Here is a 24,028-nt window from a genome sequence, read left to right on the forward strand (position 1 = left end):
TATTCACATCAGGTGCAAAGGCGTCGCGGTTTTCGCGTGCCCCGGAGCGCCGATGGCCCGTTGTTCAGCCAGCGTGCACAGGTTGTCCAGTGCCGTGGTCATCGCGGCGGCCAACGCTTTGCGCAGCAGTCCGCGATAGAGAAAACTCAACGGTCCGGAAATTTTCGCGCTATGGATGACATGGGTTTCATCGGCAGAAAACCTGCGCATCTGATGATCGAATTCGAGGTCGATCCAAAGCAGCCGTGCACTGTTGCGATAGCTTTCGTGCAGGCTCACGGCTTCCAGTTTCAGTGGCATGTTCAAGCCGTTCTTGAGGACACATTTGCCGCGTGTCCCCGCCTGGAAAGGGCCGTCGAGTTGACACTGGCGAACGTCGGTATCCCATAACGGCGCTTCTGCAAAATTGCTCCAGATCTTCCAGATTTCAGAAGGGGGCGATTTGACTATGATTTGCACTTTGACATCGTTCACGGCGACACCTTGGTTGTGAGGGGCACGGTCATGCAGGAGGGTTGATTCATTCAAGGCTCAGGCTGCCGGTGCGGATTGACTCAGCACCTGGGCGGTAATGGTCGCTTGACCGATTTTTTCGCCCCGGTTGAACAGGTCGATATAGATGCGGTTGGTCTTGAATGCCTGGAACGACGCATCCAAGCCAGCCTGCGGCGCCAATGACAGCGGGCTGTTCCTGGGGATGGGTCGATCCAGGGTGAAGCTCAAGGCCAGCAGATTCATCGGGGTATTGAGTGGAATCCGCAGATGGCTGTGGGCGATCTGCATGTAGCACTGGCGAGCGACTTCGAGGAAATACACCATCGAATAGTGCCCGGGATCACCTGCCTGGAAGAAGTGTTCCTGTGGCAGCTTCACGGTGTCCACGCTCAGGCCCTGGGCGACGCTGCTCATGTCGCTGACGATGACGTTCTCCTCCCTGGCCTTGTGCAACAGTGCCTTGTTACGGCAGGGCGTGGCGGTGAATTCACCGGCTGGCGATGTCTCGAACGCTGAGCTGTAGGCCATCCCGAGGACGCAGGTGCACATCACTTTCCCGGCCTGCATGACCTTCGCATTGAACACCTGGGGATCCTGGCCTCGCTCGACATACAGATCGATCACGCCCTGCTTCTGTACGTATTGCTGGAACTTGATCGTCAGGGTCTTGATGTAGGCGACCCGCCCGCTCAGAGGGGGCATCGCCAGTTCGATCAGTTGCAGCACGCCTTCGAGCAACAAAATGCCTGGGATGTGATCCAGGGGATGATCGAAAAAGTACGGGTGCGCTTCATCCACCACCAGTTGGGCCTGCAGCGACTGTGGGCTGCGCTGGGCGTTGGCGATCACAATATGTTCCGCGCGGCGCTGCCAGTGCGTCGGGCGCTGGCTGGCGTCGCCACGGTGCAGGGCGAACAGGCTTTCCATGGCGCGAACCCGCACCCGCAGCCCGGAGAGCAGGGTGCTGGTGAGCATGTCGCTGAGTTGCTGCACGTCGACGCCATCGTTCGGCGCTTCGCGGACCAGGCTGACAGGCCGGGCAGACGTGATGACCTGCTGCAGTTCGTGGGATGACGAATGGGCAAAGCGCAACATGAAGGGATGTTTGATGGGCGAACTGGCCTCGGCCGCCGTCGGGCTCCATTGGCGAAGCTTCTCGGTAAACAACCACATCACCGTCTTGCCGGCGTCGCGCACCTCAATCACGGAATGGGTCGCGCCCTTCAACATCACCGCCAACAGGGTTTCGATGCCACTGGCTTCAGCCAGGAAGCCGGTCATCTCCTGCAGTGATCCACTGGCAGGCGTCGCAGCAGGCTGCAACTCACAGACGTCAACGTTCGGATAGTCGCTCGGCGCTTTGCCCAACCGTTGGCAAGCGTCTTCCAACGAGCCGGCAGCGTGGGCGAGGACCGCCGCACGGATCACTAGCAGGGGGTTGTCAGCGGCATCCGGTTGATAGCGACGCAGCGCGATCAGCCCCAGTCCTTCACCTTGCGTGATCGTGCTGCACCGGGCGCGCTCGACCTCGATTTCACCGCTGACAAAACGCCCGGCGCCGAGCAGCAGCGTGGTAATGCCGTCGTTGAACCATTGCGGCGAGGCCAGCAAGGTTTGCCAGAACAGGCCCGCGGTGCCGACCAGGGTCTGATGGAACCCCTTGAAGTCAAAAATCTGCGCCGGGTAGCCGGACAACATGTTCGGCAGCATGGTTGCCACGTCCGTCACCTCGACGCCCGGTGCCGTACCTTGCGCCCGGGAATAGAAGTTATGGGCGCTGCTGTAGGCATTGCTGAAGCGCTCGCCACCCATGTTGCAGCACATGACCATCGCTGTGCCGGGCGAACCGGCCACGCCTGGCAAGCGTCGCAGCAAATGATTGACGCGATCGGTGATCAACAGCTTGAACGGGTCGACATGTGCCAATGGCTTGGGGCCCATGCCAAAGCCATCGATATCGATGACGTGGTCTTGTGCGAGAAATTTTCCCAGCAGCGGTTGGCCGGGTGCCGGGGTGTAATCAACGAAACGCCCATAAGGGAACATCACCGACGGGGCGGCGGGTTGATCGAGTTGCTGCTGGAATGACTGCAAGGAACGGTGGCTGCCCAGCGCTGCTTCTGCCTCGACAATGGCAAGGTCCAGCATCACCACGCCGCTGGCGCTCGCCGGGGCGGTCAGTGGCGCGGCAGGGTGGTTGTCGGGAATGTATTCATCCACCACCAGGTGCGCGTTGGCACCGCCGAAACCAAAACTGGAGATGCCAATCCGGATTGCAGATTGATGCTCCTCCAGCGGGTGAACCTGCTGGGTGGCGAGTCGCAGGCAGGTCTCGTCGACCTTTGTGCTGGGGCGGTAACCGGGCTGCGGGGGAATGCCTTTATGGCGCAGTATCATCAATGCTTTGGCGAGCGAAGCACCTCCGGCAGCGGCCAGGGGATGGCCGATGACCGACTTGATCGAGCCGATGGTGATTTTCTTGCCGTCCGGGCGATGGGGGGCAAAGAAGCTGTTCAGCGAGGCCAGCTCCGTTGCGTCCCCCAGCGGTGTACCGGTGCCGTGGGTCTCGATGTAGTCCACATCGCGTGGATCAAGGCCGCGATAGGCACGTTGGTAGGCCGAGTACTGGGCCTGTTTGCCTGGTGCAAACACCGAGCCTTCGGCGCCGTCGGCGGACATGCCCAAGGCGCGCAGCACGCCAAGGGGACGACGCTGCGCCGTCAGGGCCTGGGCCAGCGGTTCGACCAGAAAGGCCACGGCACATTCGCCCGGCACGATGCCGTCGGCGTCCTGACCGAATGCTTCCATCCGCGCGCGGGCGGAAAAAGCCGTCAACTGCGAGAAACCCAGGAACAGCGCCGGTGGCAGCACGGTGTTGAGGGCCATGACAATCGCGTTGTCGGCCTGGCCACTGTTGACCAGCGCCTGGGCCATATCCAGGGCATAGGGGAACGAACTGCACGCGGTGTCTACCGATAACGCCGGCCCACCCAAGGCAAAGGCGGCCGCCAGCTCTGCCACTTGCTCACCCGGCGTGAAGCCCGGCGGTGTGGCGGCTTTTCCGGACGCGCCGGTGACAAAATAGCTCTCGTCACTCCAGGAGGTTGCGACCACCAGCGCGGTGCGCTCCCTGCTCAGCGCCGAGCCTTGCGCGGCGAGTTGGGTGAGCAGCGTCTGGATCACTTTTTTGCCAATGGCGACCTGTCGTCCTTCGTGCCGTGACGGGGTCGAGGCGTCATCGGTCAGGCAAAAAGCGCTGTCCAGATACGTGCGATCCTTCTCGCCGGTCGTGCTTGAATAGATTGATGCCTTGTCCAATTCCCAGCGTGTCGGCATCGATTCGATCGGTGCGATCTGCCCTTGCGAGAGCAATTGCCAAAGCGCATCCGTGGACGGTGCCCCCGGAAATTCGCCCGCCATCGCGCTGAAGCAAAAATCGCCCGCTGTTGTTACTGCGTCATTCATACCTGTCTCCCTGGTCGCCAAAATGCGGGGTGATCTGTTCGATCACCCGGATTCCATTCCTGTTGCTACGGGGCTCAGCTCAGCCTGGCCAGCAGTGACAAGGCATCCTGGGGCGTGCGACGGGACATCAGCGCTTCGCCGGCAAACTCGCTGGTAGAGCACTGTTGCGCCATGGATTGGCAGAGCGCCTCTCGGGCAAAGCCGTTGAGGCCCAGTTGTGCGAACGGCGTCTGGATGTCGATCGACTGCGCAGTGCCCGGGATCAACGGAGACAGGGCGTTGAGCAGCAGGTTTTGTTCCGGCCCTTGAGTGTCCGTTGTGGCCGGTGAAGGCTCGACGTCAGGCGCTGCCTGCGGTTTTGGATCGGCCAGGGCGGCTTGAATCAGGGCAATGGTTGCCTGTGGGAACTTGGCGTTGGCCAGCTCGGTGCCGTGGGCCTTGAGCTGCGGCCACATGGCGACCACCGACTCCAGGAAGTCCAACTGCACCAGCGAATCCAGGCCCAGGCTTTCATAGCTTTGTGTCGGGTCGATCTGCTCAACCGTAAAGCCGGTGATGCTCGCCAATTGCTCCAATACCCACGCTTGGACATCCACCGCTGGCGCCTGCGGATCGGCTTCAAGCCGTGCCAGCAAGGCGGTCGGGGTAGGGGCATCGAAGAGCTGCGAGGTCAGCTCTTTCTTTTCCGGGAAGTGCTGGGCCAAGGATTCGAACATATCCACCAGTCCCAGCGAGTCGATCCCCAGGCTCTCGAAGCTTTGATCGAAGTCGATCTGTTGCGCTTGGAACCCAGTGACCGAGCTGATTTCGGCGCGCAACCATTGCCCGTAGCTGAGTGCGGTAGCTTGTTCAACGGCTTCGGCTTCGGCTTCGGCTTCGGCTTCGGCGGCAGGCGTCGGGGTCGGTGTTGTCGGGTTCGAGTGAGCCGGCTCCAGCACGGGAACACTGTTGCTGGCAGGCGCTTCGTTCCCATTGGCATAAACGCCTTCAAGGACTTGTTGATGAGCATTGAAATAATGCGCAGTGACTGTTTCAGCCTGTTCCAGAAGTTGCAGCAATATCGATTCTTTAGCGATGTTGGATTCGCACAGTGAATCAATAATCTTTTCGGAAAGAGAGAAATAACTATGGGCTATCCTCCCATTGGACACGATGAATTCCTGCACAACATCATTAAGTTGCAAGCGCATAAGATTCTCCTAACCAAGTCGGTCGATATTTCTATAAGTAAGAAAGATCAAAAATCATGGCCCAGGGCAGGGCCTTGTTTATATCAATTCATAAAACTGGCAGTAGCCATGGAGCGACTTAAAGTTGGAGTTCCACTGCGTCGGTCTCGCAAGTTATTGTTTTTTTGGCGCCCTTGAGCAACCCGGACCTTACGTTCAGATACGTCATCAGCGTTATTGCATCGGCGCCGAGGAAAGCGATATAGCCGTCAGGACGAATCAGCATCATCGTGCCTTCCTTGGCGTGGTAGCGCTTGTGCAGGCGCCAATCGGGGTCCAGCAACGTTGAGTGCCAAGCCGGCAGGCCGGCGCTGTTCAAGGCGTCGATCACGCAATAGGCCTTGATGCCTGGGTAGTCCTTTTCCACCGACTTGGCGAGCGTGTAGTAGCTTGGCAGCAACGGGGAAAACTGATCGGTTGCGCTGAAAATCAACAGCGTGAATGTCCCGTGGAACAAGTCGATCAAGCGTTTGCTTGGCATCCCTTGCAGTTGCCATAATTCGACATCGGGCGCCAGTTGCCCGGCGCGAGGCGGTGCGGTCTGGAACTCGGGTTTCTTTCCTTTCTTGCTCCAGTTTTTGCGCTGCTTCTTTGTCAGCGATTCTTGAATGTACTCGCTTTTGTTGTAGTGATACTGATGACCGGAAATCATCGACGGCAGTTTGCGCTGGACCTTTTTCCGGTTGCTCAACAGCGGCAGGACATTGTCGCGCAGCCAGACCAGGGCGCGACGCCTGACCGTAATCAGTCCCGTCAGCCGGTGTGCGGTGTTCTCGACTTCCAGGGCAACCGGATAGCGTTCTTCGTTGTAGCTGTCCAGCAAGGACGGATTCGCCAGGCCCTGATCGACATAGGCCATTTTCCAGGCCAGGTTATAGGCCTCGGAAACCCCCAGGTTCATCCACTGCCCACCGATGGGGCTGCCGATATGCGCCGAGTCTCCCAGCAGAAACACGGAGCCTTGTTGCATCGATTGCACGCGGCGATGCTGGAAAGAGGCGATGGTGGTCGATGAAATGTTGGACAGCGTCATCTTCTGCCCACGCCCTTCGCACAAGCGCTGGAAGTTCTCCAGGCTCAAGGACGGACGCTCGCCTTCTGGCGGCAGGTTGTAGGGCATTTCGATGAACAACCGATAACGGGATTGGGCGCTGATCGGTGCAACGGCCACATAACCGTCCTGCGCACCGAGGAAGAATGCGCCCTCATCCTTGCTGCCGGACCACTCGATGTCGGCATCGGCGAGCATGAAGAAGCGGTCGTAGGACGAGCCTTCGAAGGTCATGTCCAGGCGTTTTCTGATGTTGCTGCGAGCACCGTCGCATGCGGCCACCCAACGACTGGTGAAGTGTTCGTCGGTGCCGTCGGCATGCTTGAGCGTCATGCGCACCGAACCCGGCAGGTTTTCTATGTCCACCAGTTCGGTATTCCACTCCACCTCGGCACCCAGTTCCTTGAGTCGCTTCAGGAGAATTTTTTCCGTTTGCGGCTGTGGCAGGCTCAGGAGCAGGGGATAGGTCGCATCCAGGTAAGAGAAGTTGTAGTTCAGTACCCGCTTGGCATTCGACTGCACCGAAAACTGGTTGATCGTGAAGCCGTCGCTGATGGCTTGCTCGGCAACGCCCAGGTCCCGAAAGATTTCCAGGGTCCGGGAATGGATAGCCATTGCCTTGGTCGCCGTCGAGGGGCCGGCGTTCCTTTCGATGATGCGGAACGACACGCCCCATTTCTTCAACAGAATTGCCAGGGACAGGCCAATAGGGCCGGCGCCGACGATCATCACGGTCGGGGCGCTGCCAGGTCGCTTGAAATGCTTGGGGGCTAACGTGTTCAGAGTGTTCATCGATCAGTACCAGTTTCTGTAGAAGGGAGAGTTGGCAATGCCGAGCAGGGCATCGTCGCCTGATGAGTCGCCGTAGGCATAAATGTAAAAATCATCAAGGTTGCTCAAGCAGCCTTTGAGCCGCGTGACTTTCTCTCGCTCTACACAGTTGGTACCGGATATCCCGCCGGTCAGTTTGTTCTTTGCCGTTGCCAGGCGGGTGCCGCACACATAGTCAAAACCCGCGGCCTGGCCCCAGGGGATCAGGTAGTTTTCCGGCGAATTGCTGACCAGCGCGGTGACGTGCCCCATGGATTGATGCCATTGCAGCCGCCGCAGCGCCTCGGGCCTGAGCCAGAGCGGCAACTGCTCGCTGATGAAATACCTGGCATGCTCACGCTCTTGCTCCACCGACAGGCCGCCCAGGTAACAGGCAATGAAGGCCAGGCGCGCCTGCATCAGCGGGGTGATGCCGACGATCACGCTGAGCATCTTGGGCAGCAGGGGAATGATTCTGAGCCAGAACGAACGGGTGCCCACGATAAAACGCATGTAGCGCCAGAACGTGTGCCGGTCGGTCAATGTGCCGTCGAAGTCAAAAACGGCCAGGACCGGTTGTGTGCTGTTAGCGTGCATGTGCCTCTTCCTTGAGAGAAGTAATCTCGATGGTCTTGGGCAGCTTGAAGCCCGATAGGTAGCCCGAAAGCAGGGTGGACAGCGCGTTCTGGGTCAGCTCGCCGTTCCCTTCTACACACAGGTGCAGTACGTTGACTTCCTTGTGGTCCGGGACGATATAAGCCTTGGCGCGCACCACGTCAGGGTGCTTGAGGGCGATGGATTCGATTTCCACCAGGTCGACCATCTGCGCCTTGATCTTCGAGATTCGCAGGCGTTGGCAATAGAAAAATACATGCCCATCGTCGTCCTGCCAGACCAGGTCACCGCTGTGGAACCAACCATCGCGGAAGAACCGCGCATTGGTGTCCTCGGCATCGTTGTAGCCGTCGATCACCATCGAGCCGCGTATCAGCAGTTCACCGATGCGCCCAGGCGCCACGTCCTGGCCCTGGGCATCGACGATTCGTAGCTGCACACCGCTGATCGGCTGGCCCATGGCGCCACGGTGCACCGTACCAACCGAGCTCTGGACAATCACGGGCATGCTTTCGGTCAATCCATAGCCCTGCAGCACCGGATTGCACCCCAGCAGTTTCCCTAGCTTCTCGGCTTCATCGGCCGGCAGGTGGCTGCCGCCCGAGTAAATCATCAGCCGTGGGTGCAACGGCAAGAGCGCGCCTTTGCGTTTGGCCAGACGCGTATTGAAGTAGCGAATGACGTCGGGCACCAGGCAGGCAAAGGTGACCTGATGTTCGGACAGGACTTCAGCGAGGTCTCGATTGAGCAGGGTGTTGGTCATCAGCAGGGTGGCGCCGATGCTCAGGGGAAACACCATCATCACGGACAAGCCGAAGATGGCATACAGCGGCAGCGTCACCAGATGGACGGATCCGACGCCTTGCAGATGAAAGTGCTCATGCAACCCATCGCTCGATTGCGTCAGGTCGAGATAGCGGTGAGAAACAGCCAGGGGCCTGCCAATGCCTCGATAGGTGAATTGTACCGAGACGATCGGATTGCCCTCGGGCAACAACAAGGGTTCGATCTGGCAAGGCAGTTGAGAGAGGGCCGTTGCGTTGGCGGGCAAGGGCGATGACAGTTCGCTCCCACCCTCCAGTACCAAGGAGTGCCTGACGCCATTGCCGGCCTGGAATACCTCACTGTGTTGCACCCATAGCGTTTCGGTCGTGACCACGAGCGTCGGCCTGGCGAGGCTGACGACACTGGTCATTTCGAAGGGCGTCAACTTGTAGTTGAGGATGACCGGAATGGCACCCCGCCCGATGATCGCCAGGTAATAAGCGATGAACGCCACCCCATTGGGCAACACCAGCGCTACTTTGTCGCCAGGCAATACACCGAGCGCTGTAAGGGCGCCATTGCATTGTTCAGCCTTGATGCGCAACTCGCGATAGGTAACGGTATCTTCTTCCGTGTCCAGATGCCGAATAGCAACTTGCTCGGGGAACGATTCCGAAAAACCGACAAAGCGATGCAGAAAACCTTCTTTATATGAAAGGCTTTTCATTTACCAACCTCTCTCAATCCTTGGATGTATGGCTAGTCAAAAAAAGTACTACAGAGGCAGGCTATAGCTAAATTGTTTCAATTAAGCATCTGTGTAGTTGTTATTCCGGTACCAATCAAGCGTATCGGTCAGGGTTTCAGCAACGGGACGGAACTTGCACTCCAATTCCCTTGAACTTTTGTTATGGCTGAAATGAGTGCGGCCTTGTTCTTGCTCCATGAGCTTGACCGTGGACGTACTGATGAGTACCGGTTTTTTGGTGATCCGGTAATAACCTTCATAGATAAGCGCGATGATTCGCAGCATGAACAGGGGCACTTTTCGTTCTGGGGCTTTTATGCCACTGACGCTGGACAGCGCCTGGAAAATGCTCTTCATGTCCATGTGATTGCCAGCGGCCAGGTAGCGCTCTCCGGACCTGCCGCGGGTGATGGCCGCGATTTGATGTTCGGCCACATCCCGGGCATCGACAACGGAAAAGCTGCCGGGGAGAACACCGGGCAATTTTTGTCCGACAAAGTCGAGCAGGAACTGTCCCGAGGAAGTAGGACCGATATCGCCGGGGCCGAACATCCACCCTGGCAGGACCATGGCGATAAACATGTCCGGGTGCTGCGTCAGGAATTCCTGGACCTTCTGTTCGGACAGTATTTTGCTCAAGTAGTAATCGTCAGCCTCCAACTCACTGCGAGACATGGTTTCATCGATCACTTGATCCCGATTGCCTTTCAATACGGCAATGGAAGAGGTGTGGACTGCACGACGGATACCGGCGTCATAAGCGGCTTGCAACAAGCGCTCGGTGCCGGTCACATTGGTGTCGTACAGTTTTTGCCAATGTTTCCCGCCTTTGTAACTGTCGCGGAAATAGGCCGCCGTATGAAACAGGGCATCACACCCTTGCAGGGCATGGGCGAAGGCCTCGATATTCAGCATGTCGCCTTCGACCAACTCCACAGGCAAGTTGCCGAACTGTTTTCTGGCTTTCTCTACGGAACGAACCAGCGCTTTTACTTTGATGTTCCGCTTTAACAGCGCGCGAACGACATTATTCCCGAGCAGGCCAGTAGCGCCTGTAACGAAGGCATATTCCATTAAAATCCCGCTCCTGTGAGGTGACCTGGTATGGCATCGAGAGCGGTGTCACTGACTCGATGCGCTGATCAGGCGTTGGGCTCCACCAACGGCGCAATTAAAAACCATTCGGTATCTGAAAATCAAGTGGTATTTCGTCGGATTGTAGAACGGACGGCTCTGAACCGGACTTCATGCCCGGTTTTTTACGTTCCAGCGCGTGGTGGAGGGCAGGAAAATACCCGGTTTGAGCCGCTCAACGGGACGATAGGGAATCATCAAGTGGGGCGAAGCGAAGATTTTGATTCACCCGTATCCCAGCAGACACCGTGGTTGGTAGCCCATCTAGCGTGCCCTTTCGGCTGTACCAACTTCTAGGGACATAAATGGCACTTCCTGAAAGTTAAAATGTAAATGATAGAACAAGGCGCGTATAAGATATGATGGCGAAAACGGGCTCTGTACAGTGAGTAGTCGATTCGTTGCATTCAGTTACACATAGCTATCTTGTTTGGCCAAAGGAGCCGAGGGCGTGATTAAAAAGAGACTAGGTCGAGAAGAGAGCCAGCAAGTAACAAGAGATAAATTGTTCGACACAGCCACTGAGCTGATGATTCGGAAGGGCTTTCATGCCGCCAGCGTCAACGTTATTTCCGAAGAGGCGGGCTTTTCCAAAGGCGCTTTTTTTTCAAATTTTTCAAGTAAATCGGACTTGCTGCTGCAATTGACTCAACGCTTCAAGCGAGTTGAGATCGACCGACTGAGTACGACCTTGGCATCGGGATATTCGGCGGAGCAGTTGAGCCACGGCTTGAATACCTATATCGACACGCTGAAGAACAATACCCGCTGTGCGATCCTCGATGCCGAGTTGCAATTGATCGCCTTGCGCGATGAAGAATTCTCGCCGCATTACTACGACTTGCATGAGGAAAACAGCGAGGCCTTGGGCCAGTTGATTACCATCATATTCAATCATGCCGGCAAAAAGCCGCCGCTGGCCTGCGCCGCGCTTGCCAAAACCTTCACTGCCCTGGCGGAAGGCCTGATATTGCAAGGGCATAAAGACCCAGCTGTTGAAATCAAGCTGGTGTTGAACTCGCTCATCCAGACTGCAGAACCCCTGTAGTCCTCCGCTAGCCTTGCTGATGGACCAGCGACGGGTGTCCAGCATCTGGTTCGCTAATACCGCTGCCTGGATCGACGGTCCCATGAATCGATATTGACCGTACAACTGTCATCGTGAGCAAGCTCGCTTCCACGTTTTTTGGGGGCGGCTGCAAGATTTTCGTCCATCGCCAATCCCCCTGTGGGAGCCAACCTGCTCGCGAAAGCGGTGTAGGTGGTTGCGTTACTGGCGTCGGACCGTGCCAGCTGTATCGGTTGTCATGGCGAATGGTGGCGTGATGGTCAGCGCTGGCTGACGCAAGCAAAAACGGCCTTGAGTGTTTGTTCAGAGTTGCACCCGCCGAAGTCTGCCGTTTAACGGCACCACGCTTCCATCTGGCGTAGGCAGTGGCCGCCCGACCAGCCCCATGCCTTCGCTGACCAGTACCGCGTCGGGTAACAGGCACAGGTTGGAAGGGGTATCCAGGTCGCGGGCGAGCACGGTGACCTGGGCTGTCAGCAAGTCGCAGCTCAGCAGTCGTCCACTGAAGCGGGTAAAGCCGCCATGCAGGGGTTCGCCGTTCCAGTCGGGGAGCAGCGGTTGTTGCAGGCGCTCGCAGAGTTCCAGCACCAGCAGTTGGCCGTTGGGGCGCAGCGCCAGCCCGGTGGGCAGTTGCAGGCCTCGAATCAGGATGTCGATCCTGGCGTTGGCGGGCCAGACCCGGATCACCTGGCCGGCTTTCTCGGCAAAGTCGATGCCCTTGCGGCTCGGGTCGCTGTGCAGTTCGCCCGAGAACAGGCTGATCAGCACGGCGTCTGTCGCCGGTTCGTACACCAGGGTAACGGGAACGGCTTCCTGGCCTTGATCCAGTTCGGGCAGTTGGACCAGCACACGCTCTTGCTGGCCTGTGACGAACTCCACCAACTGATTGGTATCGGGCTTGACGGCCAGCCAACTGCGGCGGGTCGGGTGGTAGCACAGCGCATTCAGGTTGCCACGGCTATGAAAGACCGGTTCGGGCGGTGTGAATTGCAGGTCCAGCAGTTTGGAGCCCGTGATGTAATCGGTCTGGCTGACCAGGCAGCGTCCGTCACCACAGGCAATGTCCGACACCCCCATGATTTCATCGCGCAGCATGCGCGCCTGCATGTTCATCGCGCGAAACCCTTGCGCCAGGGTTTCGCGGGGCAGGTAGGCGCCGGGTCGCTGCGGATCCGGTCGCAGTCGACTGATACGGCCGCTGAAGGGTTGGTCGGGCAATCCCGAGCCTGCTTCGGTGAGCAGCAGGCTGCCGTCGGCTTGCAGGCAGAGGCCGCGAGGGTTGAGCAGGTCCTCGGCGACAAAGGTGCTGGGGCGCAGGCTTTCCCCGGGGTGTGCGGGGATCTGAAGGGGAACGGGCATAGGCTCTCTCCGTGAATGAGCAGGGGATACGGTCATTGCGGCGGTTGCCACGGTTCACCGGTGAGATAGGCCCGCAGCAACGCCCGTTGGCAGGGCGACATCGAGCGCACCACCGGCATGAACAGCGTGGTGCCTTTGTAGGCGTCCGAGGTGCGGGCGAGGATGGGGTTCTTGGCGCCCATGATGGCGTCGGGCTGATTCAGCGGGATATAGCGCGACATGGCGGGGAACGCCAGGTAGTGAAAGCGCAGGACGTTGGGGTACATCAGCGGCCAGGTGATAGTGGTGCCCTGGGGAATGCCGAAGTCGGTCTGGGCGTACTTGCGAAAGTTGGTGAAGTAAGCGCTGCTGTCGAGGCCGTTGGCCGTGCAGGTCAGGGCGACGAAGCCGGCCTGGGCGGCGCTGCCCGGTTTGACGGTGACGGGGAAGCTGGCTGAAAGCTGGCCGGCGCTGACCGTCAGCGAGTCAGGGTAGTCGAGGAAGTCCCAGTACTGCGGTTCTTTGTACGTGGGAGGATCCGCTGCCGGGATTGCCTTCAGGCCGATTTCGGTGGGGCTGGGGACCGCCCCACCCAGGTACCTGACCTGCAAGGTGATCGACAGACCGTTGGGGTAGTCCTCCAAGTAGACGTTGCGCTGGTCGGCATAGATCCGATAGGTCGACTCAGTGGCTTGCAACGTGGTCCCGGCGACCTTGCCCGGTGCGTTGATCGTCAAGGCAGAGGTCCGTACTGCCTGTAGCTGGTCGGCGGTCAGGGGCAGGTCGACGATGCCGCCATACACGTAGTAGTCGAATAAAAAGCGGCTGGTCGGCTCCAGGGTCATCAGGGGGGTGGCGCCGGCGCTGATGGTCACGGTCCCGTAATTGGCGTTGGGTCCGATCGGGCTGGTGATGTCGTCCCTGACGGCCCGGAAGGTTTCCTTCGGAATGACATTCACCATGTCGATGCTCAGGTAACCGGTGTTGTCCAGGTCGGCATAGCCGGCATTGCCCGTGCTCTGGTTGACCAGTTGCCGGCCCGGCTGGCAGTTCAACGGCTCGTCGGCGAAGGCCGGGGCCAGTGTACCGATGACCCGACCGATGCTCGGGTTGGGCGTGTACCGGCCGGCGGCATAGTCAGCGTCCAGTTGTTCGGTGGTCATCGCGGGGCACATTTCGAACATGACGAAACGCAGGACGATGCCCGTCGCCCCCGGTGCCTGGATGATCGAGCGCAGGCCGCTGCTGTTCTGGTTCCAACTGACAATGCTGCTCAAGGGAAAGGTCAGTTGAAAGGTGCCGCTGGCGTGGAAAGAGCCCGGCGCGTCCATTTTTTTCGGCAGCAGCACACGTCCCGCCACGTCGAAACTGCTGCACACGGTGTTGCTGCGGATCAGCAGTTGGATGTTGTCGTTGCCACCGATTTGCAGGCCGCCGACGAAGATTTGGGTGGTCGTCGAGGCGGTGGGGTCCAAGTCCACCATCATCGGGCCGGAAACGGGCCCCTGGCCGGTCACCGGGTCCACCGAGCCGAGCAAATAGACGGCCTGGCCCACCAGGTCGCCGGTGGTGTTGATGCTGCCGGGGATGCCCTGGGAGCTGATCAGGGCATTCTGCATGTCGACGACATGCTGCCCGTAGTGATTCCAGCCACCGGCGGTGTAGTAGTTGCCGGCGGGAGCATTGATCATGTTGTTCAACTGGTCATCGGTGTAGGGCTCGGCGCCCGGTGCCAGGGTCGAGGTGGTCAGGTCGAAGAGCGGCCAGTCATCGTTGCCATCGTAAGGAATGGTCGGGGAGTTGTTCGGCAGGCTGACGTCGGTGCGGATGCCGCCCCAGAAGTTCAGCCGTGGTCCGTTCAGGATGCTCATGAGTTATTCCTCGTCCTTGATGGTGTTGCCGACAGGCGCATTGGCGAATTTGAACAGGTAGGAGTAATCGGATTTGTAGGGGCTCTTGACCGGTGTCGCCATGGAGTGGCAGTTCATGCAACTGCTGTTGGGCTGGATGTAGCTTTCCATGGTCACGTTGGCCGACAGGGCGGGGGTCGGCTGGCCCAGCGGGTTGCTGGGGTTGTCCGGCATCAGCGGGCGCTGGGTGGTGATGAGTTGGTAGTACTTCAACACGCTGCGTTGCAGGTCCGGGTCGCTGCGGTAGCGGGCGTTGACCTCGTTGGTGATCTCGGCGATCGGGGTGTACCGGTTCAATGGGTTCGGGGTCTGGAAAGTGGTGCCAGGTTTGGGCACGCAGACCAGGTGCGCACCCTGGGTCTGCCAGTCGCAGGGCGACTGGTTGAGGGTGGCTGGCGGGGCGCTGGCGTTGAAGTAGGAATAGGCCGTGCCGGAGGCCGGCTGGTCGGCCCACACACCGTTCACCAGTGCTTTGGGCGCAACGTTGTCGATCTGCTCGAAGGTCGACCAGATCCACTGCGGATAGCCGTTCACCTTGGTGATGAGGTGCAGCCCCACCAGGCCCAGGTAGGCCTCGGTGACGCCGGTGCGCTGGCCTTGGTCGTCGAACGTGGCCACGCGCGCCAACATGGTCAGGTAGTGGCTGGCATTGTCGTTGGGGGTGAGGATGCGCCAGCTCGATTTGACCTCGATGACCCCGTAGGGAAAGTTGATGTTGTTGGCTTTGGAAACCACATCGGCGTTATAGAACTGGTTGGCGACGATGTAGTTGTAGGAGGTCTCGTTGGCCGAGATGTCGTAGTAGGTCGGGTTGCCGGCCTGGTCGATCAGCCAACCGCCGACGGCCTGGTCGACGGCATTTACCAGGGAGCTGTTCTTCAGCGCGGCGATGTTGATGATGCCCAGACTCTTGGCAAGCTGCGGGGTGTTCCAGGGCCCTGGATCGGCCCCCAGTGGCAGGAAGGTTTCTTCCACGGTTTTGTAGGTCTGCCAGACGGTGTAGCCAGGGTCCCCCGGTTGTTTGCTGCAGTCGGGATCACCGCGCTGCCCCGCCTGGGCGGGCCAGTTCACGGCGATGAACAGCTGCCAGCTGTACTGATCGAACAGATCCTGGCTGGCGTTGGCCGCCGGCGCGGTGCTGGGCGGTTGGCAATTCAGGCTGGTGGCCTGCGCCTGTCGCAAGGCGTGTTCCTGGGATTGCTCCAGGGCCAGGGCCGGAAGAGTGGCTAAACCCAGTAGTACCAGGGTGAAACGCACTGAAGTGTTCATGGCGATCCCTCGTCATTGGTCAGGGTTTGCGCTGCATGAGCTTGTTCCACTGCGCCTTTTGCCCGTTGCTCTGTGAAGCCGGTGGCTCGAACAACTGGCAGGGTGGTGGATTCGCCGGGCACATCGCGGCCACCTGCGCCCAGGTCTGGGCCGGGTCCGGTTTGGCGGTGCGGAAGTTGGTGTAGTTCTGGCTGACGATGGGGGCATTGGCGACGCTGGTGTCACCGGAGAAAAAGAACGATTGGGGTTGCCGGTAGGGCGGGTGCCCCAACATCTTTTTGTAGAAGGCATAACCGAACAGGATCGGACCCTGCGGCGATTGGAGGTCCAGCGCGTAGGCCTGCACGCTACCGTTGAGGTTTTTGCTGCGCTCGGCACTGTAGGGTAGGTGCTGGATGAAGTTTTGCCGCGGCGGATGATTCATCGGCGAGAACATGCAGCAGGCCGGCATGTCCTTGGGGCGATCCTGCGGGTAGGTCAGGAAGTACGCTTTGTTGCCCAGGGACACGAAGGAGCAGGTGTAGTTGTTGTTCTTGATCGGGAAGATCGGCAGGCAGTACTTCTCATAGTGCTCCATCATCGCACCGAAGCCGTCGCCATCGGCCGGGATATAGGCCGTGTCGTAGTAGCTGGTCCCTTGGGAGACGGTGTAGTCCGCCGGGGTCAGGGTGGAGGGCGGATTGCTATAGGGCGGCGGGTTTTTTTCGTAGTTGTGCATCACCCGGTACATGGTCCAATCGCTGATCCAGAACGCCGGGAAAAAAGGATCGGAAGGGTCGCCCGGGGCGCGCTTGGCGATGCAGTTGCCATTCTGTTCGTTGCAGCCCTCGGTGTTGTGCACCCCCATGGTGAAGTACACCGCGCCGCTGTCCTCGGCGAACAGAGGTGGGCTGAACAGCAGGATCAACAGCAACAACCGGTTCAAGAGACTGGTTTTCATAGGTCATTCCTTTGAAAAGTACCAAGTGACACTGTGTGCGAGTCGGTGGGAGCAAGCTCAGCTCCCACCGACTCGCTCCCACAGTGGTTTATCCTCCTGGGATGAACAGCGTTACGGTCAGAGGTTGTCGTAATCGCTCATCTTGAGTTGTTGTGGCGGGTAGTTGCGCTTCACCAGCTTCTTGGCCCACAGCTCCAATACCGCACGACGGCTCTGGGACATGTCACGGGTGATGGGCATCGAGAGCGTGCTTTCCTCCTGGTAGGGCTTGCTGATCAGCACAATCAACTGGTCGATGGCGCCTTCGACACGTGCCTGGGAGTTGAGCGGCATGTACTTGTTCATGATCGGGTACAGGTAATAGAAGGTCTGCAGGATGCGTGGGTAGAGGAAGCCCTCCCACAGCTGCGTGGCGGCGTTCTGATCCTTGTAGACGGTGTTCCAGTAGTTGATGAAGTCCTGTTGCAGCTGCAGGTCCAAGGGCAGGACACGGAGCGGCGTGAGGAAGTCGATGTAGGCTTGGGGCAGGGGAAAGCTGAAGGGAATGACCGGATCGCTGGTGCCTTCCTTGACGAAAAAGCGCAAGGTCGGGAAGCCCGGGGCCACGGCCCTGAAGCTCACCTGGGCGATGCCGTTGGCGTCGGTCGTAGTCGTTACATAGGAGTAATCCACCGGGGTGGCGTGGACGTCGTCGCTCAGGGTTCCGGTGGCGTAGACGCCGGCATCGAATGCCAGGCAAGGGTGCAAGTCGATCGTGACCGGTTTGCCGTCGCCCTGCAGGAATTGCTGATAACCGATCGGGTCTCCACTGGACTGATCCGTATTCTGCAGCGCGGTCAGTCGGCGGCCGCTGCCTTCGGCCAGATAGTTTTGTACGGGCGGCGCGTTATTGAAGTTCGGCAGATTGGCCTTGTTCAGGTTGGGGTCGTTCGGGTGGTCGAAGAACAGCGTGAAATTGGCCGCGTTGCTGGAGGCCAGGTAGTAGTCGCTGGTGGTCACCATGTAGGGGTTACCATATTCCGCCACCCACAGCGTGGTATTGGCCGCCGGCTGACCATTTTTCTGCACCATGATGGTCAGTGTCTTGTGGTCGCCCACGTCGATGAAACTGCCGCTCTCCACCACTTCGGCGGTCCAGGTCTGTTGGGTGGCGGCGATCACCGGTGTCGGGGCGGCTGTGGGCTTCAGTCGCAGCTCCAATGGATGACCTGGTTGTAGTTTCGTCAGGTCCGCGTCGCTGAGGGGGAAGTCCTGCAGGCCGGAGCGTTTGTCGAAGGCTGCCTGGTTATATCGGTCGAAACCGAAGTCCACGACCGGCGTGAATTGATCACCCTCGCGTACACCCAGTTGATAGTCGCCGGCCTGGAATTTTTCGGCGGTCAGGATGGGGGCATCGGGCTCTACCGGATAGAACGGGAACGTGTTGGCCAGATCCAGCGACAGGGTGTTGCCGGTAATCTGCACCGAAGTCACGCCCAGTGTGGCGTTTTGGGGAGCCCCGCCTGGTTGAACAACAGATACGGCCTTCGCGGGCACCAGGCGCAGGCCGGCGGGGGCGGTCGGGTATTCGTCGGCGAACCAGAGGCCCAGGGTCGCGGCGGTGCGGCTGTAGGCGGGGTTGAAGAAAATGCCGGAAACGTTGTCCAGGCCCTTCTGATACATCGCTTGCAGACGAGCCGTATCCGAGGGGGCATTGGAACGGGTGTTGACGTACGGGAAGTCGTTGAAAACACCGTTCCTGTCGTAGCAGGTCAGGTAGGTGGAGAACCTGAACATCAGGCCCTTCGCCCCTTGCAGCTTCATCTGCTGCTGGAGGTTACTCAGCAGCGCCGAATCGCCGATGACCCATTCCAGGTTTTCCTGGGGAAAGCAGGACTGCCAGGTGGTGGTGACATACACCAGGCCACCGAAGGCGCCCCAATTGAAATTCAGGAACCGGTCCATCATCCGATACTGGCGATTGAGGGTCAGGCCACAGGTGGTATCCCCCAGCATCAGCTTGTCGAAGTACAACGCGGTGAAGGTGTTCTGCCACGGGCTGACGTCCACGAAGCGCGCGGCAGTCGGAGCGTTGCTGCCAAAGGGATTGCCGAGCAGCTGGTAGTCCCTGCCAACCAACGCATCCTCGGTGATGTAGGTGTTGGCCTGCAGCTCGCCGCCAATGATCGTTGAGCGAGTACCTTTGTAGCTCACCGTGCCGCAGGCGTTGTCGCCAAACAGATCCCATTCGGCGGGCATGTACGGGTAGGTTTTCGGGTTGGCATTGGTCGGTACCTGCAGCATATAGGCCGGCAGCTCGGCCATTGTCAGGGGCTTGATGGCCCAGGGCATCAGTAGGGTGGGGGCGTTCGCGGCGTTGATGTCGAAGTGGCTCATGAACGGCCAGTTGATGTCCGCGTTGACCGCGTCATACAGCGGATACACGTCATTGTTATTGGCCGTTGGCGGGTTCCAGAACATATGGCCGTTGAGGTAGATACGGGGGAAATTCAATACGCTCATGTCATGCTCCTTAGCGTTGCCACTGGGCGCGTTTCAGCGACCAGACAAAGTCCAGTTTTTTGTAGCCATCGAATGCCGAGGGCGGCAGCGGGGTGGTGGGATAGACGATGCCGCCCCCCTGGTTCAGAGCGAAATTGAAGTAGCCTTTGTCGTTCGAGTAAGCGGCGGTGCCGTGGCAGGCCAGGCAGGACGAGGTGTTCTGGAACGCCGATTCCAGTTGTGAGTTGGCCAGTACCTGGGTGATGGGTTGGAACTCGACCCCGATCAACTCGTACTTCGACAGGTTCCGATTGTTGGCCTGGAAGCTGGCATTCACCGGCTTGGCGGCCGGGGTCGGCCCCGTGGTGTTGGTCATCGGCGCAGGCGGGGCGGCATTGGTGACGGTGTATTTACTGTTGTTGATGTTTTCGAAGGTGGTCCAGACCCAGTCGGCATTCAGTTTGTTGACGACATGCAGGCCGCTCAATGCCACATAGCCGACCTGGTAAGTACCGTCGTCCTGCCGGTAGTAGGCCTGGGCAATGTAGTAGCCGTCGTTCACCAGGGTTTGTCGGTAGGTCGTGTCCGTGCCGATCCACAGCCACGCGGCTTTCAACTCCCAGGCGGTGGGGGGGAAGTCCAGGTCGTTGGCCAGGGCGGCCTGGCCATTCATGTTGTAGACCTGCTTCTTCACGACGTAATCGAACGTGTCCTTGCCCATCAGCAACTGAAAGCGTACCGGATGGCCTTGTTGGGGATCGGGCACGGCACCGCCCATTTGCAGGATCAGGCCATCGACCTGTTGGGTGGCATTGATGTTATGGAAGGATCGGGACAGGTCCATGCCTTGTGCCTTGGCTTGCGTCACCACCGCGTCCGGGAGCGGCGCGGAGCTGTCATAGGTGCCCGGTGGAGCGCCGTTGGGCAGGTAGACCTGGTCCGAGGGCTTCATCATCTCCCACACGAGATTGCTGCTTTGCGCGGTACTGGGTTGGTTCAAGCAGACGAACCAGTTCCAGGCCATGGTCTCGGGGCTCTGGGCAAACGCGGTCCGAGTCTGGTTGATGTCTGCTCCAAACTGCAGGAAGTTGCTGCAATCGAAGTTGTTGGTGTCCTGTGCCTGGGCCAAACCGGCCAGGGCACTGAGAACAGTTATGGAAATGGCTCGCCGCATGGAAGCTCCTTGGCATTCGCCGTATCGGCATGAGGGTGCCCCCGGAAGTGTTCCAGGAGCAGTTGCTTCACCGCCGTGGCCGCAAGGTGCTGCGGCAACGCCAGATCACAATTGGTGATGAGCAGCGGGCCGGTCTTCTCGCTCGCGGGCAGCCGGCCATGGCTGCCGCGGACCAGGCGGGTGTCCAGCGGAATCAGGTCCATGTAGTAGCGAAAGCCGAGCTTTTTCTGGAGCAGGCGGCGCGCCACTTTCAATGTCGGGAAGCGAATGGCCGGGTCGATGAACAGCTCGAGCGGGTCGTAACCTGGCTTGCGATGAATGTCCACGGTGCGGGCAAAGTCGGGAGCCTTGCGCTCGTCGAACCAGTAGTAGTAATCGAACCAGTAACCGGCGGCGGCCACGGCCACCAGCTCGCCGCTACGGGGGTGATCCAGTTGCCAGGCCTGTTGTTCGGCTTTATCCAGTACCTGCTCGATGCCGGTCTGGCGTTGCAACAGCGCCTTGACCCGAGGGATGTCGTGCGCCTGTTTCACGTAGATGTGCGCGACCTGATGATCGGCCACGGCAAACGCGGCACTGGCACCGGGGTCGAGCAACTCCCAGGTCAGCGATTGACGTACCTGCAACAAGCCTTCGGCGCGCAATAACCGGTTGATGGAGATAGATTGGGAGACGGCTTCGATCCCGTATTCAGACAGCAGCATCACCGCCGCGCCTTGCGCTTGGGCAAAGGCCAGCAGACGCCCGACTTCGCTGTCGATGGCGCGTACCTCGTCGGCAATCGCCGGGTGATCGGGCCCCAGGCGTTGCAGGCTGTAGTCGAGGTGGGGCAGGTAGATCAATTGCAGGTCGGGGCGGTTGAGCTGGAATTCGGTGATGGCGCAATCGACGATCCAGCGGCTCGAGGCAATGCCGGCCGCCGGGCCCCAGAAACCTGGAAAGGGAAATTCGCCGATCTGCTGCTCGATACGCTTATGCAACGAGGCCGGCGTCGAATACAGGCCGAACATTTTGCGGCCATCGGCCGGGTAATGTGGCCTAGGGGTAATGGCGGCGTCCACGTCGGCATACATGTTGTACCACCAGAACAACTGGCTGCAGCGAAACCCGGGGTACTGACGCTTGAGGGTCTGCCAGACCTTTTCCCCCTGGATCAGTGCGTTGGGTTGCAGCCAGAAACGTACCTCGGCCTGATCGCGAAAATACCAGCCGTTGCCAACGATGCCGTGTTCCGATGGTGGCTGTCCGGTAAGGATCGAAGCCTGCACGGTCGAGGTGACCGCCGGGAACACCGGTTGCAGCGTGGCCATCTTGGCCGTTTTCAACAGCGCATTGATGCAGGGTGTCGCGGGACCCAACAGCGCGGGCGTCAGGCCGACCACGTTGATCAGCAGCAGCGGCTGGCGCACAGGATCAGCGCGCATGGGCACGAACCTCCAGCGCTTGAGGTTGCAGCAAGCGGCGTTGCTGCAACTGATCCTCGACCCAATGCAACTCCGCCGCGATGCCCTGGAGTTGGGCGTGCTCGGTCGTGGGCCGTAGCTGGCTGGGCAGGACGCCCCAGCTGTAGGTTTCCACTTCCAGTACGGGGCGAACATCCCCATGGTCGGCCAAAAATTCGAACGTCTGCGCCAGGGCAAGCTGGCTGCCGCTGAGTTCGGGCAGCAGCAGGTGTTCGCTGAACAGCGGAATGTGGAAGTGAATCCTCAGTTCGGGATGAGAGGCGCGGCGCTGCTCACAATCATCCAGGGCCGCGGGGAGGTCCGCCCAGGCCGACAACCGGTCCCGCCCATCGCGGGCCTTCACTTGATGCAGGTAGGTGGGCTCGGCAAAGCTGCTCAACGTTTTGAGCACCTGTTCGCGCCTGTGCTCGTCCTCAGGCAGATGACAAATCAGTGCATTGGATAACTGGATCTTGCCGATGGGGACCTGGGCCTGACGCAATCGGTCCAGTGATTGATAGCAGTCTTCGAACATCACGGCCTGGTGGCAAACGTCAAAGCACAGCGCCAGGTGTTCATGGTGCGGGTCCGTGGCTTGCCAGTGGCGGAAGAAGGCGATGGCCTGGTCGGTGTTTTCCAGCACGCAATCGGGCTCCATTTCCAGGCAGACCACGATCTTCTTGCCCGTCTCCCGCTGTAGACGCGCCAGCGCGGTGGTGAGCTCGCGCAGTTGGTGCTCGGCACGTTGCTGTAGCGTCGGGCTCCAGTGGGCGGAATAGCCTAGCGGCAGGCTGGAGATCACCCCCTGGGCACAGTCCGCTGGCAGGGCCTGGGCGAGAAATCGAGCCAGGTCCAGGCTGTACGCCAGCCGCTGCGGATCGGCCCAGTTGGGCAGGTAGACGTCGGCTTTCACCGCGCCTTGGTGAAATTGGCCGTAGGGGAACCCATTGAGTGATGTCAGGCGCAGTCCGCTGCGTTGCAGCAGGTCGAGGAAATCCGCGCGGGCCGGCGCTTGTTGGAGTTCGGCGGCGGCGCGGGCGCTGATCCACAAGCCACTGTCCTGGGTGTCGAGCCCGCGCAATGTGCGTACGGTCTGGAAATGCCGTTCGACGGATGCGCGCAGCCCGCCCAGGTCATGGGTCGGGTGCACGTTGCTGCAATAGCCGATCTGCATGGCCGTCCAACCCGTGCGGGCACTCATTTGATCACCGGTTCCTGGCCGCGCAGGGCGGAGTTGTCCTGCCACTGTCGCCGTTGATCGATGGGCAGGGGCGTGCTGACCAGGGTTTTGTCCAACTGGCCGCTCTGGGCGAAAAAGTCCACCGGGTTGTGGAACAGCACTTGTTCGACTTGCGCTTCACTGAAGCCTGCGACCAGCATCGCCTGGCCGGTCTTGGGCACTTTGAGCGGGTCGCTGATGCCCCAGTCGGCGGCGCTGTTGACCACCATTTTTTCCGTGCCGTACTGCTGCAGCAGCGCGACCATGCGCTGTTCCGACATCTTGGTATTGGGGTAGATGGAGTGGCCGCGCCAGCAGTCGCTGTCCAGCACCAGGGGCAGCGTCAGTTCGTTGAGGTGGTCAATGATCACCAGGTGCTCGGCAATGCCGACCTCGCGGATGACCGCAAGCGTGCGCTTGGTGCCACCAATCTTGTCGCGGTGCGGGGTGTGTACCAGCACCGGCAGATTGAATTGCTTGGCCAGCTCCAATTGGGCGGCGAGAAAGCGATCCTCTTCCGGGGTGATGTCGTCGTAGCCGATTTCACCGACCGCCACCACGCCGTCTTTCACCAGGTAGCGCGGCAGAATCTCCAGCACCTCATTGGCCACCGACAGGTCATTGGCCTCCTTGGGGTTCAGGCCAATGGTGCAGAAGTGATGGATGCCAAACATGCTGGCGCGAAAACGCTCCCAGCCCAGCAAGGTGTCGAAATAGTCAATGAAGCTTCCGACGCTGGTCCTGGCCTGACCCTGCCAGAAGGCCGGCTCGATCACCCCGGTGATGCCGGCGGCCGCCATGTTCTGGTAATCGTCAGTGGTACGGCTGACCATATGGATATGCGGGTCGAAGTACTTGAGCATGGTGAATCCTC

17 protein-coding genes are annotated in these 24,028 nt (G+C 59.7%); 1 reads left to right on the forward strand and 16 read right to left on the reverse strand.

Annotated elements, in window-relative coordinates:
* Positions 1 to 3: 3 nt before the first annotated feature.
* From AACY31_RS18570 to AACY31_RS18600, 7 genes are all read right to left on the reverse strand, one after another.
* Entirely contained in the window at positions 4 to 528 is a 525-nt protein-coding gene (locus tag AACY31_RS18570) for an SRPBCC family protein (protein WP_339481263.1), read from the reverse strand.
* Between the two features lie 3 nt (positions 529 to 531).
* Entirely contained in the window at positions 532 to 3,960 is a 3,429-nt protein-coding gene (locus tag AACY31_RS18575) for a beta-ketoacyl synthase N-terminal-like domain-containing protein (protein ID WP_339481261.1), read from the reverse strand.
* Between the two features lie 74 nt (positions 3,961 to 4,034).
* A complete protein-coding gene (locus tag AACY31_RS18580) occupies positions 4,035 to 5,150 on the reverse strand; it encodes an acyl carrier protein (RefSeq protein ID WP_339504949.1) in 1,116 nt (371 codons plus the stop codon).
* 118 nt (positions 5,151 to 5,268) lie between these two features.
* Positions 5,269 to 7,032: an FAD-dependent monooxygenase gene (locus tag AACY31_RS18585; RefSeq protein ID WP_339481259.1), complete on the reverse strand. Its 1,764-nt coding sequence runs from the start codon at positions 7,030 to 7,032 to the stop codon at positions 5,269 to 5,271.
* A 3-nt stretch (positions 7,033 to 7,035) separates the two neighbouring features.
* Positions 7,036 to 7,647 (reverse strand): HAD-IB family hydrolase, encoded by a 612-nt coding sequence (locus AACY31_RS18590; protein ID WP_339481258.1) that lies wholly within the window; start codon positions 7,645 to 7,647, stop codon positions 7,036 to 7,038.
* The gene (locus AACY31_RS18595; protein WP_339481256.1) at positions 7,637 to 9,157 is read right to left on the reverse strand and encodes a class I adenylate-forming enzyme family protein; all 1,521 of its coding nucleotides are present in this window, start codon (positions 9,155 to 9,157) and stop codon (positions 7,637 to 7,639) included. Before AACY31_RS18595 ends, AACY31_RS18590 begins: the two co-directional genes overlap by 11 nt.
* Before the next feature lie 81 nt (positions 9,158 to 9,238).
* Positions 9,239 to 10,252 carry an SDR family oxidoreductase gene (locus tag AACY31_RS18600; RefSeq protein WP_339504950.1) on the reverse strand — a complete coding sequence of 338 codons (1,014 nt, stop codon included), beginning with the start codon at positions 10,250 to 10,252 and terminating at the stop codon, positions 9,239 to 9,241.
* 511 nt (positions 10,253 to 10,763) lie between these two features.
* Between AACY31_RS18600 and AACY31_RS18605 the strand changes: the two genes are divergently transcribed.
* Positions 10,764 to 11,360 (forward strand): TetR/AcrR family transcriptional regulator, encoded by a 597-nt coding sequence (locus tag AACY31_RS18605; RefSeq protein WP_339504951.1) that lies wholly within the window; start codon positions 10,764 to 10,766, stop codon positions 11,358 to 11,360.
* Positions 11,361 to 11,684: 324 nt separating this feature from the next.
* Here AACY31_RS18605 and AACY31_RS18610 read toward each other — a convergent pair whose 3' ends face one another.
* From AACY31_RS18610 to AACY31_RS18650, 9 genes are all read right to left on the reverse strand, one after another.
* Entirely contained in the window at positions 11,685 to 12,740 is a 1,056-nt protein-coding gene (locus AACY31_RS18610; RefSeq protein ID WP_339481251.1) for a hypothetical protein, read from the reverse strand.
* A gap of 32 nt (positions 12,741 to 12,772) precedes the next feature.
* The gene (locus tag AACY31_RS18615; RefSeq protein ID WP_339504952.1) at positions 12,773 to 14,590 is read right to left on the reverse strand and encodes a hypothetical protein; all 1,818 of its coding nucleotides are present in this window, start codon (positions 14,588 to 14,590) and stop codon (positions 12,773 to 12,775) included.
* 3 nt (positions 14,591 to 14,593) lie between these two features.
* Positions 14,594 to 15,898 carry a hypothetical protein gene (locus tag AACY31_RS18620; protein WP_339481248.1) on the reverse strand — a complete coding sequence of 435 codons (1,305 nt, stop codon included), beginning with the start codon at positions 15,896 to 15,898 and terminating at the stop codon, positions 14,594 to 14,596.
* A 19-nt stretch (positions 15,899 to 15,917) separates the two neighbouring features.
* On the reverse strand, positions 15,918 to 16,838 hold the full coding sequence (locus AACY31_RS18625; protein ID WP_339481247.1) for a hypothetical protein: 921 nt from the start codon (positions 16,836 to 16,838) through the stop codon (positions 15,918 to 15,920).
* 117 nt (positions 16,839 to 16,955) lie between these two features.
* The gene (locus AACY31_RS18630) at positions 16,956 to 19,340 is read right to left on the reverse strand and encodes a hypothetical protein (protein ID WP_339481245.1); all 2,385 of its coding nucleotides are present in this window, start codon (positions 19,338 to 19,340) and stop codon (positions 16,956 to 16,958) included.
* A gap of 10 nt (positions 19,341 to 19,350) precedes the next feature.
* Positions 19,351 to 20,493: a hypothetical protein gene (locus tag AACY31_RS18635; protein ID WP_258690999.1), complete on the reverse strand. Its 1,143-nt coding sequence runs from the start codon at positions 20,491 to 20,493 to the stop codon at positions 19,351 to 19,353.
* A complete protein-coding gene (locus tag AACY31_RS18640; protein ID WP_339504954.1) occupies positions 20,472 to 21,917 on the reverse strand; it encodes an alkaline phosphatase family protein in 1,446 nt (481 codons plus the stop codon). The genes AACY31_RS18635 and AACY31_RS18640 overlap by 22 nt, the downstream gene beginning before the upstream one ends.
* Positions 21,907 to 23,136 carry a metabolite traffic protein EboE gene (gene eboE, locus AACY31_RS18645; RefSeq protein WP_339481241.1) on the reverse strand — a complete coding sequence of 410 codons (1,230 nt, stop codon included), beginning with the start codon at positions 23,134 to 23,136 and terminating at the stop codon, positions 21,907 to 21,909. Before eboE ends, AACY31_RS18640 begins: the two co-directional genes overlap by 11 nt.
* Positions 23,133 to 24,017 (reverse strand): TatD family hydrolase, encoded by an 885-nt coding sequence (locus AACY31_RS18650; protein ID WP_339492558.1) that lies wholly within the window; start codon positions 24,015 to 24,017, stop codon positions 23,133 to 23,135. The genes eboE and AACY31_RS18650 overlap by 4 nt, the downstream gene beginning before the upstream one ends.
* Positions 24,018 to 24,028: the final 11 nt, after the last annotated feature.

Origin of the sequence: Pseudomonas sp. RL_105y_Pfl2_101 (genome assembly GCF_963970585.1) — a bacterium.
Classification (GTDB): domain Bacteria; phylum Pseudomonadota; class Gammaproteobacteria; order Pseudomonadales; family Pseudomonadaceae; genus Aquipseudomonas.

What these genes read in the sequence shown, in the direction of transcription:
- AACY31_RS18575 (WP_339481261.1), bottom strand. Translation starts at nt 3,960, where the DNA reads ATGAATGACGCAGTAACAACAGCGGGCGATTTTTGCTTCAGCGCGATG.
- AACY31_RS18580 (WP_339504949.1), bottom strand. Translation starts at nt 5,150, where the DNA reads ATGCGCTTGCAACTTAATGATGTTGTGCAGGAATTCATCGTGTCCAAT.
- AACY31_RS18585 (WP_339481259.1), bottom strand. Translation starts at nt 7,032, where the DNA reads ATGAACACTCTGAACACGTTAGCCCCCAAGCATTTCAAGCGACCTGGC.
- AACY31_RS18590 (WP_339481258.1), bottom strand. Translation starts at nt 7,647, where the DNA reads ATGCACGCTAACAGCACACAACCGGTCCTGGCCGTTTTTGACTTCGAC.
- AACY31_RS18595 (WP_339481256.1), bottom strand. Translation starts at nt 9,157, where the DNA reads ATGAAAAGCCTTTCATATAAAGAAGGTTTTCTGCATCGCTTTGTCGGT.
- AACY31_RS18600 (WP_339504950.1), bottom strand. Translation starts at nt 10,252, where the DNA reads ATGGAATATGCCTTCGTTACAGGCGCTACTGGCCTGCTCGGGAATAAT.
- AACY31_RS18610 (WP_339481251.1), bottom strand. Translation starts at nt 12,740, where the DNA reads ATGCCCGTTCCCCTTCAGATCCCCGCACACCCCGGGGAAAGCCTGCGC.
- AACY31_RS18615 (WP_339504952.1), bottom strand. Translation starts at nt 14,590, where the DNA reads ATGAGCATCCTGAACGGACCACGGCTGAACTTCTGGGGCGGCATCCGC.
- AACY31_RS18620 (WP_339481248.1), bottom strand. Translation starts at nt 15,898, where the DNA reads ATGAACACTTCAGTGCGTTTCACCCTGGTACTACTGGGTTTAGCCACT.
- AACY31_RS18625 (WP_339481247.1), bottom strand. Translation starts at nt 16,838, where the DNA reads ATGAAAACCAGTCTCTTGAACCGGTTGTTGCTGTTGATCCTGCTGTTC.
- AACY31_RS18630 (WP_339481245.1), bottom strand. Translation starts at nt 19,340, where the DNA reads ATGAGCGTATTGAATTTCCCCCGTATCTACCTCAACGGCCATATGTTC.
- AACY31_RS18635 (WP_258690999.1), bottom strand. Translation starts at nt 20,493, where the DNA reads ATGCGGCGAGCCATTTCCATAACTGTTCTCAGTGCCCTGGCCGGTTTG.
- AACY31_RS18640 (WP_339504954.1), bottom strand. Translation starts at nt 21,917, where the DNA reads ATGCGCGCTGATCCTGTGCGCCAGCCGCTGCTGCTGATCAACGTGGTC.
- eboE (WP_339481241.1), bottom strand. Translation starts at nt 23,136, where the DNA reads ATGAGTGCCCGCACGGGTTGGACGGCCATGCAGATCGGCTATTGCAGC.
- AACY31_RS18650 (WP_339492558.1), bottom strand. Translation starts at nt 24,017, where the DNA reads ATGCTCAAGTACTTCGACCCGCATATCCATATGGTCAGCCGTACCACT.